The sequence below is a fragment of the Pseudarthrobacter sp. LT1 genome, assembly GCF_035621795.1.
Lineage (GTDB): Bacteria > Actinomycetota > Actinomycetes > Actinomycetales > Micrococcaceae > Arthrobacter.
In genome coordinates, this window is the sequence record NZ_CP141830.1 from 3335744 (window position 1) to 3344791 (window position 9048).

Here is a 9048-nt window from a genome sequence, read left to right on the forward strand (position 1 = left end):
GCGGCCGGACCTTTTACGTAGTTAATTAAGCTTCGGTTTTGAACGGGAAACCAAGCGCCTTGAGCAGCGCGCGGCCTTCGTCATCGGTCTTGGCAGTGGTCACAACCGTGATGTCCATACCGCGGACGCGGTCGATCTTGTCCTGGTCGATTTCGTGGAACATAACCTGCTCGGTCAGACCGAAGGTGTAGTTGCCGTTGCCATCGAACTGCTTGCCGCTGAGGCCGCGGAAGTCGCGGATACGGGGCAGTGCCAGGGTGACCAGGCGGTCCACGAATTCCCACATGCGGTCGCCACGCAGGGTTGCGTGTGCACCGATGGGCATGCCTTCGCGCAGCTTGAACTGTGCGATCGACTTGCGGGCCTTGGTAACCTGCGGCTTCTGGCCGGTGATCTGGGTGAGGTCGCGGACAGCGCCGTCGATCAGCTTGGAGTCCTTGGCGGCATCTCCAACACCCATGTTCACAACAACCTTCACCAGACGGGGTACCTGGTTCACGTTCTCGTACTTGAATTCATCCTGGAGCGTTGCCTTGATGGATTCGGCGTACTTGGTCTTCAGACGAGGAACGATCTTCGTTGCCGGAGTCTCGAGAGTCTCAGTCATTAGATGTCCTTCCCGGAGCTCTTGGACACGCGGATACGGACAGTCTTCTGGACGCCGTTCTTCTCCACGGTGTCGAGGCGGAAGCCCACGCGGGTCGGCTTCTTGGTCGACGGGTCAACCAGCGCCACGTTGGAGATGTGGATCGGGGCCTCTACAACCTCGATGCCGCCGGTCTTGGTGCCGCGCTGCGACTGTCCAACCCGGGTGTGCTTGGTGACGCGGTTGATACCCTCGACCAGCACGCGGTTGGTGTCGGTGAATACGCGCAGAACCTTGCCCTGCTTGCCGCGGTCACCGCCGCGCTCAGCCTTGGCGCCAGTGATGACCTGAACCAGGTCACCCTTCTTGATCTTTGCAGCCATGGACTAGAGCACCTCCGGAGCCAGAGAAACGATCTTCATGAACTTCTTGTCACGCAGTTCACGACCAACCGGTCCGAAGATACGGGTACCGCGGGGGTCACCGTCGTTCTTCAGGATCACAGCTGCGTTCTCGTCAAACTTGATGTAGGAACCATCCGCACGGCGGCGTTCCTTCTTGGTACGGACGATGACGGCCTTGACCACATCGCCCTTCTTTACGTTGCCGCCCGGGATTGCATCCTTGACGGTGGCGACAATGACGTCACCGATGCCTGCGTAGCGACGGCCGGATCCGCCGAGAACGCGAATGGTAAGGATTTCCTTAGCACCCGTGTTGTCGGCGACCTTGAGTCGCGACTCCTGCTGAATCACTATTTACTCCTTGCGTCGCGCCGGTTCTCAGGCCGTGATGTTGCTACGGAATGAGCCTTGCGGAACGGTTGATCGGGGTGTCTCTTGACCTGCCTGGATTTTGCCAGACCAGGCCTAAACGCCCGTGCCAGAAGCAGTTGCTCCCACCCGGTCCGGGACGGATCCCGGGCGCACAGGGGCACTATGCTGTGGCACGCTTGTTTACGAGGTTGATGATGGCACGCGAAAGGCGCCATACAAACTCAATATCCTAGCATGTTTTCCGCCGGTCCCCATATCACCACCGTCCCCTGCCCGGCAAGACGGACGACGGCGGCAGGCAGGACAGCCTTTCCGCCCGCCCAGGGCGCCGCTCCCCCGCCAGGCCACGCGCCGCCGTCGTCCGCTGCCGCCAAAAGCTGTCCGGCGTGACGCCCCGGTTAAGCGAGGAAGCCCCCGCTCCCGGAAGGGAGCAGGGGCTTCCAGCGAAGCAGCAGGTGCTACTTGGCCTTTTCGAGGATTTCCACGAGCCGCCAGTTCTTGGTGGCGGACAGCGGACGGGTCTCGGCGATGACAACGAGGTCGCCGATGCCGGCGGTGTTCTCTTCGTCGTGTGCCTTGACCTTGGAGGTACGGCGGATGACCTTGCCGTACAGTGCGTGCTTCACGCGGTCCTCAACCTCGACAACGATGGTCTTTTCCATCTTGTCGGAGACCACGTAACCGCGACGGGTCTTGCGGTAACCGCGCTGCCCAGCCTTGGCTTCGGTAGCAGTTTCGGTCACGTTCTGGTCCTTTTCACTCACTTGGCGTCCTCCTCGGTCTCAGCCTTTTCAGCCTTTTCGGCCTTCTTGGTTGAAGCCTTCTTGGACTTCTTCTCTTCCTTGGCTTCCACAACCGGTGCGGCAACCTCGGCACGAATGCCCAGCTCGCGTTCGCGGAGAACGGTGTAGATGCGTGCGATGTCCTTCTTTACCGCGCGCAGGCGACCGTGGTTCTCCAGCTGTCCGGTGGCGGACTGGAAACGCAGGTTGAACAGCTCTTCCTTGGCCTTGCGGAGTTCTTCAACGAGACGCTCGTTGTCGAAACCGTCCAGCTGTGCGGGAGCCAGATCCTTGGATCCTACTGCCATTTCTATTCACCACCCTCGCGACGCACAATGCGTGCCTTCAACGGCAGCTTGTGGATTGCCAGGCGCAGGGCCTCGCGAGCTACCTCTTCATTGACACCGGAGAGTTCGAACAGAACCCGGCCCGGCTTGACGTTGGCGACCCACCATTCCGGTGAACCCTTACCGGAACCCATGCGGGTTTCGGCAGGCTTCTTGGTCAGCGGACGGTCCGGGTAGATGTTGATCCAGACCTTACCGCCACGCTTGATGTGGCGGGTCATTGCGATACGAGCGGACTCGATCTGACGGTTGGTGACGTATGCCGGGCTCAGGGCCTGGATGCCGTACTCACCGAAGGAGACCTGGGTGCCGCCCGTAGCAGCGCCGGAACGACCCGGGTGGTGCTGCTTACGGTGCTTTACTCGACGTGGGATAAGCATTTAAGCCTGTCCTCCTTCTGCAGCAGCAGGTGCTGCTTCAACTGCCGGTGCTTCGGCAGCAGGAGCTGCTTCAGCGGCCGGACGGTCGTTGCGACGGCGGCGGTCACCGCGGTCAGCGCCACCCGGGCGGCCGGGACGCTCGCCACGGCCACCGCGGGACGGTGCGGCAGCAGCCTGTGCGGCCAGTTCCTTGGCGGTGACGTCACCCTTGTAGATCCAGACCTTCACACCGATGCGGCCGAAGGTGGTCTTGGCTTCGTAGAAGCCGTAGTCGATGTTCGCGCGGAGGGTGTGCAGGGGCACACGGCCTTCGCGGTAGAACTCCGAGCGGGACATTTCAGCGCCACCCAGGCGGCCCGAGCAGGCGATACGGATGCCCTTGGCACCTGCACGCTGTGCGGACTGCATGGCCTTCTTCATCGCACGGCGGAATGCCACGCGGGAAGTCAGCTGCTCTGCAACGCCCTGGGCCACAAGCTGTGCTTCCATCTCGGGGTTTTTGACCTCGAGGATGTTCAGCTGGACCTGCTTGCCGGTGAGCTTTTCGAGCTCGCCGCGGATGCGGTCTGCTTCTGCTCCACGGCGGCCGATGACGATGCCGGGACGGGCCGTGTGGATGTCCACGCGGACGCGGTCACGGGTGCGCTCGATCTCGACCTTGGCGATGCCGGCGCGCTCCATGCCCGTGGACATGAGCTGGCGGATGCGGATGTCTTCGCGAACGAAGTCCTTGTACCGCTGGCCGGCCTTGGTGCTGTCAGCGAACCAGTGCGATACGTGATCGGTGGTGATGCCGAGTCGGAACCCGTGCGGGTTTACTTTCTGTCCCACTTAGCGAGCCTCCTCTTTCTCCGGGGTAGCGACTACCACGGTGATGTGGCTGGTGCGCTTCTTGATCTGAAATGCACGACCCTGGGCACGCGGCTGGAACCGCTTCATGGTCGGGCCTTCATCAACAAACGCTTCGCTGATGATGAGGTCGCCTTCGTCAAACGCCACGCCGTCGCGGTCCGCGAGGACCCGGGCGTTGGAGATTGCTGACTGAACTACCTTGAATACCGGCTCCGAAGCTGCCTGCGGGGCAAACTTCAGAATTGCCAGAGCCTCATTCGCTTGCAATCCACGAACAAGGTTGACGACGCGCCGGGCCTTCATAGGCGTTACGCGGATGTGGCGCGCAATTGCCTTGGCTTCCATTGCTTTCCTTCTCTCGTCTTTGACGTAAACGCAGGCGCCTAGCGGCGCTTGCCCTTACGGTCGTCCTTGACATGGCCGCGGAATGTCCGCGTGGGAGCGAATTCGCCGAGCTTGTGCCCGACCATCGACTCAGTGACAAACACCGGGATGTGCTTGCGTCCGTCGTGTACGGCGATCGTGTGTCCGAGCATGTCGGGGATGATCATCGAACGGCGGGACCAGGTCTTGATGACGTTCTTGGTGCCCTTTTCGTTTTCCCTGGCTACCTTCACAAAGAGGTGCTGGTCAACGAAAGGACCTTTTTTCAGGCTGCGTGGCATGTGTCCAGGCTCCTATCGCTTGTTCTTGCCAGTACGACGGCGACGCACAATAAGCTTGTCGCTCTCTTTGTTGGGGCGGCGGGTGCGGCCTTCCCGCTTACCGTTCGGGTTGACGGGGTTACGTCCACCGGACGTCTTACCCTCACCACCACCGTGCGGGTGGTCAACCGGGTTCATGGCAACACCACGGACGGTCGGGCGGACGCCCTTCCACCGCATACGGCCGGCCTTGCCCCAGTTGATGTTCGACTGCTCGGCGTTGCCGACCTCGCCGACGGTTGCGCGGCAGCGCACGTCAACGTTGCGGATTTCGCCGGAAGGCAGGCGCAGCTGGGCGAAGCGGCCTTCCTTGGCAACAAGCTGGATCGATGCGCCGGCGGAGCGGCCCATCTTGGCGCCGCCCCCGGGACGCAGTTCAACTGCGTGGATGACAGTACCCACCGGGATGTTGAGCAGCGGCAGGTTGTTACCGGGCTTGATGTCAGCACCGGCACCTGCTTCGACAACGTCACCCTGGGAGAGCTTGTTGGGAGCGATGATGTAACGCTTGGTGCCATCAACGTAGTGCAGGAGGGCGATGCGAGCCGTGCGGTTCGGATCGTACTCGATTTCGGCAACGCGGGCGTTGACGCCGTCCTTGTCGTGGCGACGGAAGTCGATCAGACGGTACTGGCGCTTGTGTCCGCCACCCTTGTGACGGGTGGTGATCTTACCGGAGTTGTTACGGCCGCCCTTTTTGGGCAGCGGACGTACCAACGACTTTTCCGGCGTCGACCGCGTAATTTCGGTGAAGTCCGCTACGCTCGAGCCACGACGGCCCGGGGTAGTCGGCTTGTACTTACGGATTCCCATAATTTATTTCCTCGTTAAAGTGGTCTCCGCTACGCGAGCGGACCGCCGAAGATGTCGATGGTGCCTTCTTTGAGGGTGACAATCGCACGCTTGGTGTTCTTGCGGGTACCCCATCCGAATTTGGTGCGCTTGCGCTTACCGGCACGGTTGATGGTGTTGATCGATTCGACCTTGACGGAGAAAATCTTCTCCACGGCCAGCTTGATCTCGGTCTTGTTCGAACGGGGGTCCACCAGGAAGGTGTACTTGCCCTCGTCGATCAGGCCGTAGCTCTTTTCCGACACGACGGGTGCAAGCACGACGTCGCGGGGATCCTTGATGGTGGCTGCACTCACTTGGCATCCTCCTCGTTCTTAGCTGCCTTAGCGGCAACGAATGCGTCGTAGGCAGCCTTGGTGAAGACAACGTCATCAGAGACGAGAACGTCGTAGGTGTTCAGCTGGTCTGCGTACAGAACGTGAACGCCGGCGAGGTTGCGCACGGACAGTGCAGCAACGTCGTTATCGCGCTCGATGACGACCAGCAGGTTCTTGCGGTCGGAAACACCGCGGAGCGTTGCCAGTGCGTTCTTGGCGGAGGGCTTGGTGCCTTCAACCAGGTCAGCGACAACGTGGATACGACCGTTGCGGGCCCGGTCAGACAGTGCGCCGCGCAGTGCAGCAGCAATCATCTTCTTGGGGGTGCGCTGGCTGTAGTCACGCGGGGTGGGACCGTGGACAACGCCACCGCCGGTCATGTGAGGAGCACGGATGGAACCCTGACGGGCGCGGCCGGTGCCCTTCTGCTTGAACGGCTTGCGTCCTGCACCGGAAACTTCAGCGCGGGTCTTGGTCTTGTGGGTTCCCTGGCGGGCAGCAGCGAGCTGGGCAACGACAACCTGGTGCAGCAGCGGCACGTTGGTCTGAACGTCGAAGATCTCTGCAGGCAGGTCAACCTGGACAGTGTTAGCCATTGAACTAGGCTCCCTTCACGGCGGTGCGTACGAAGACGACCTGGCCACGGGCACCGGGAACGGCACCCTTGATAAGGAGCAGCGACTTCTCGACGTCGACCGCGTGAACCGTGAGGTTCAGCGTGGTGTGACGAACGGCGCCCATGCGGCCGGCCATTTTCATGCCCTTGAAGACGCGGCTCGGGGTGGATGCGCCACCGATTGAACCGGGCTTACGGTGGTTCTTGTGGGCACCGTGGGAAGCGCCAACGCCGTGGAAGCCGTGACGCTTCATGACACCGGCGAAGCCCTTACCCTTGGTGGTCCCGACGACGTCGATCTTCTGGCCGGCTTCGAAGAGCTCTACAGAGAGCTCCTGGCCCAGCTCGTACTCGGCAGCATCTGCGGTACGAAGTTCGACGACGTGGCGGCGAGGCGTGACGCCTGCCTTTTCAAAGTGACCAGCCAGCGGCTTGGTGACCTTGCGGGGATCGATCTGGCCGTAGCCGATCTGAACGGCGACGTAGCCATCAACTTCTGCGTTGCGCAGCTGGGTGATGACGTTCGAGTCTGCCTGGACCACAGTGACGGGGATGAGCTTGTTGTTCTCGTCCCAGACCTGGGTCATGCCGAGCTTCGTGCCCAGCAGGCCCTTTACGTTACGGGTTGCGGTCATAGTCTCTCAGCACCTCCCTACAGCTTGATTTCGATGTTCACGTCAGCCGGCAGGTCGAGACGCATGAGCGAGTCAACAGCCTTCGGCGTGGGATCGATGATGTCGATAAGACGCTTGTGCGTGCGCATTTCAAAGTGCTCGCGGCTGTCCTTGTACTTGTGCGGAGAGCGGATAACGCAGTACACGTTCTTCTCCGTCGGCAGCGGCACGGGGCCAACTACCGTTGCGCCTGCGCGCGTGACCGTCTCAACGATCTTCCGTGCTGAAACGTCAATGACCTCGTGGTCGTATGACTTCAGCCGGATGCGGATTTTTTGTCCCGCCATGTCGCCTGACTCTCTTTCAGTCTGTGCTTCCCCGGTTTAGGGCTGCCCTGTTCACTTACTCGTTGTATGGCTGCCGAAGCATTTGAGGTCGTAACCACCATCCGCCGCACAAACTGAATCCGGATAAATCCGGGTTCCTCACCTTGCCGGCGCAACCGACCCCCGCGGTCGGGCGTGTCGCGCTGAACACGCATACAAATCCGCAATTCCATTGGGGTGGGTTATGTTTGGTCTTCAACTTGGACCCTGCACCCGGCATTATCCGGATCGGGACGCGAAGAAGCGCTTGAACAACTCATCTAGTATGCCGGAAAAGCCTGGCAGATGCGAATTGGCTTCGCTTCGTCCCCCTCAAGCCCCATTGCCGTGGAAAGGAACGGGCTGGATGATAGGGGCATGACCCTGGAAGGCACTGAATCGGTGACGGAACTGGCCGGGCGCGTGCCGCCGTCGTTTACCCTGGGCGTCGCAGCTGCGGCGTTCCAAATAGAAGGCGCACTGAAGGCGGGCGGCCGCGGACCGTCCGGGTGGGATGCCTTCGCAGAGAAGCCCGGCGCCATCATGGACGGGCACTCCCCCGCCGTGGCGTGCGACCACTACAACCGCCTGCCCGAGGATGTTGCGCTGCTCAAGCAGCTGGGCGTTGACTCCTACCGGTTCTCGCTTTCCTGGCCACGCATCCAGCCCGACGGCCGCGGCACTTTCAATGCCGAAGGCCTGGACTTCTACGACCGCCTGATCGACCAGCTCCTCGATGCCGGCATTTCCCCCATGGCCACCCTGTACCACTGGGACACCCCCTTGCCGCTGGAACACCGCGGCGGCTGGCTGAACCGGGACACTGCCGATAGGTTCGGTGACTACGCCCGGGCCGCCGGTGAGCGGTTCGGCGACCGAGTGGACCAATGGGTTACCCTCAACGAACCCGTCTCGGTCACCCTCAACGGCTATGCCCTGGGGGTGCACGCGCCGGGACGCAAATTGATGTTCGATGCCCTTCCCGCCATCCACCACCAGCTTCTGGCGCACGGGCTCGGCGTGCAGGCGCTGCGGGCGGCCGGAGTGGCCGGTGGCGTTGGCCTGACCAACCTGCACTCCCCCGTCAGGCCCGCCACACGGAAGATCGGCGACCGGCTCGTCGCACACCTGTACGACCTCCTCATGAACAGGATCTACGCTGATCCCGTCCTGCTGGGCCGCTACCCCTCACTGCCCTTGTACGCCAAGCCGTGGCTGCGCTCCATCGGCAGGATCTCCGACGCCGACCTCAAGACCATCCACCAGCCCCTGGACTTCTACGGGCTCAACTACTACTTCCCGGTGAAGGTGGCCCTGGGACCGGGCATCACACCCATGCCCGCGGACATGCACAAGGAAGTGGCCAAGCTGCCCTTCCACGAAGTGGGGTATCCGGAATACGGCAGCACCGGCTTCGGGTGGCCGGTTGCCCCGGAGCACCTGGGGGTTCTGCTGCGGGAAATGCGGGACCGGTACGGGGAGGCCCTCCCGCCGCTGTACATCACCGAGGGCGGGGCCAGCTTTCCTGAACCCGACAGGGTTTCAGAGACGCTGGAGGACACGGACCGCGTGGAGTATCTGGCTGCGCATCTGGGGACGGCGCTTGAGGCCACGGCTCCCGGCGGCATGGCAGAGGGCGTTGACCTGCGCGGCTATTACGTGTGGACACTGATGGACAATTTCGAGTGGGCCGCCGGCTACTCGCAGCGTTTTGGCCTGGTGCACGTGGACTTCGATTCACTGGAGCGGACCCCCAAACGGTCCTTCTACTGGTACCAGGCGCTGTCCCGCGCCCGGGGCCACCGGCAGGACTAGCCGGCGGGTGGCTGGCCGGTCACCAGCGGCATGTCACTGGGG

At 62.0% G+C, this 9048-nt stretch carries 15 protein-coding genes; 1 reads left to right on the forward strand and 14 read right to left on the reverse strand.

Going from position 1 to position 9048, the window contains the following annotated elements; genetic code table 11:
* Nucleotides 1-25 precede the first annotated feature (25 nt).
* From rplE to rpsJ, 14 genes are all read right to left on the reverse strand, one after another.
* Nucleotides 26-607, reverse strand: coding sequence for a 50S ribosomal protein L5 (gene rplE, locus VIK36_RS15645; protein ID WP_018769138.1), 582 nt, complete (start codon nt 605-607; stop codon nt 26-28).
* Complete coding sequence (gene rplX, locus VIK36_RS15650) at nt 607-969, reverse strand: 50S ribosomal protein L24 (RefSeq protein WP_142032009.1); 363 nt, start codon at nt 967-969, stop codon at nt 607-609. Before rplX ends, rplE begins: the two co-directional genes overlap by 1 nt.
* A gap of 3 nt (nt 970-972) precedes the next feature.
* Nucleotides 973-1341 (reverse strand): 50S ribosomal protein L14, encoded by a 369-nt coding sequence (rplN, locus tag VIK36_RS15655; RefSeq protein WP_003803789.1) that lies wholly within the window; start codon nt 1339-1341, stop codon nt 973-975.
* Between the two features lie 479 nt (nt 1342-1820).
* Nucleotides 1821-2126 (reverse strand): 30S ribosomal protein S17, encoded by a 306-nt coding sequence (gene rpsQ / locus VIK36_RS15660; protein ID WP_043454607.1) that lies wholly within the window; start codon nt 2124-2126, stop codon nt 1821-1823.
* Nucleotides 2123-2452, reverse strand: a complete 330-nt coding sequence (gene rpmC, locus VIK36_RS15665) for a 50S ribosomal protein L29 (protein ID WP_159631364.1) — start codon at nt 2450-2452, stop codon at nt 2123-2125. The genes rpsQ and rpmC overlap by 4 nt, the downstream gene beginning before the upstream one ends.
* A gap of 2 nt (nt 2453-2454) precedes the next feature.
* Nucleotides 2455-2871, reverse strand: coding sequence for a 50S ribosomal protein L16 (gene rplP / locus VIK36_RS15670; protein ID WP_043454603.1), 417 nt, complete (start codon nt 2869-2871; stop codon nt 2455-2457).
* A complete protein-coding gene (gene rpsC, locus VIK36_RS15675) occupies nt 2872-3702 on the reverse strand; it encodes a 30S ribosomal protein S3 (RefSeq protein ID WP_141942674.1) in 831 nt (276 codons plus the stop codon).
* Entirely contained in the window at nt 3703-4068 is a 366-nt protein-coding gene (gene rplV, locus VIK36_RS15680; protein WP_009358304.1) for a 50S ribosomal protein L22, read from the reverse strand.
* Nucleotides 4069-4106: 38 nt separating this feature from the next.
* Nucleotides 4107-4388, reverse strand: coding sequence for a 30S ribosomal protein S19 (rpsS, locus tag VIK36_RS15685; RefSeq protein ID WP_003803803.1), 282 nt, complete (start codon nt 4386-4388; stop codon nt 4107-4109).
* A 12-nt stretch (nt 4389-4400) separates the two neighbouring features.
* Nucleotides 4401-5240, reverse strand: coding sequence for a 50S ribosomal protein L2 (gene rplB, locus VIK36_RS15690; protein WP_159631363.1), 840 nt, complete (start codon nt 5238-5240; stop codon nt 4401-4403).
* A 29-nt stretch (nt 5241-5269) separates the two neighbouring features.
* Nucleotides 5270-5575, reverse strand: a complete 306-nt coding sequence (gene rplW, locus VIK36_RS15695) for a 50S ribosomal protein L23 (protein WP_011692807.1) — start codon at nt 5573-5575, stop codon at nt 5270-5272.
* Nucleotides 5572-6192 (reverse strand): 50S ribosomal protein L4, encoded by a 621-nt coding sequence (rplD, locus tag VIK36_RS15700; RefSeq protein WP_175316316.1) that lies wholly within the window; start codon nt 6190-6192, stop codon nt 5572-5574. Before rplD ends, rplW begins: the two co-directional genes overlap by 4 nt.
* Nucleotides 6193-6196: 4 nt before the next feature.
* Nucleotides 6197-6847, reverse strand: a complete 651-nt coding sequence (gene rplC, locus VIK36_RS15705; protein ID WP_307425018.1) for a 50S ribosomal protein L3 — start codon at nt 6845-6847, stop codon at nt 6197-6199.
* A gap of 17 nt (nt 6848-6864) precedes the next feature.
* Nucleotides 6865-7173, reverse strand: coding sequence for a 30S ribosomal protein S10 (rpsJ, locus tag VIK36_RS15710; protein ID WP_003803825.1), 309 nt, complete (start codon nt 7171-7173; stop codon nt 6865-6867).
* A 396-nt stretch (nt 7174-7569) separates the two neighbouring features.
* On the opposite strand from rpsJ, the gene VIK36_RS15715 reads away from it, so the two are divergent.
* Complete coding sequence (locus VIK36_RS15715; RefSeq protein ID WP_255172846.1) at nt 7570-9006, forward strand: GH1 family beta-glucosidase; 1437 nt, start codon at nt 7570-7572, stop codon at nt 9004-9006.
* Nucleotides 9007-9048: the final 42 nt, after the last annotated feature.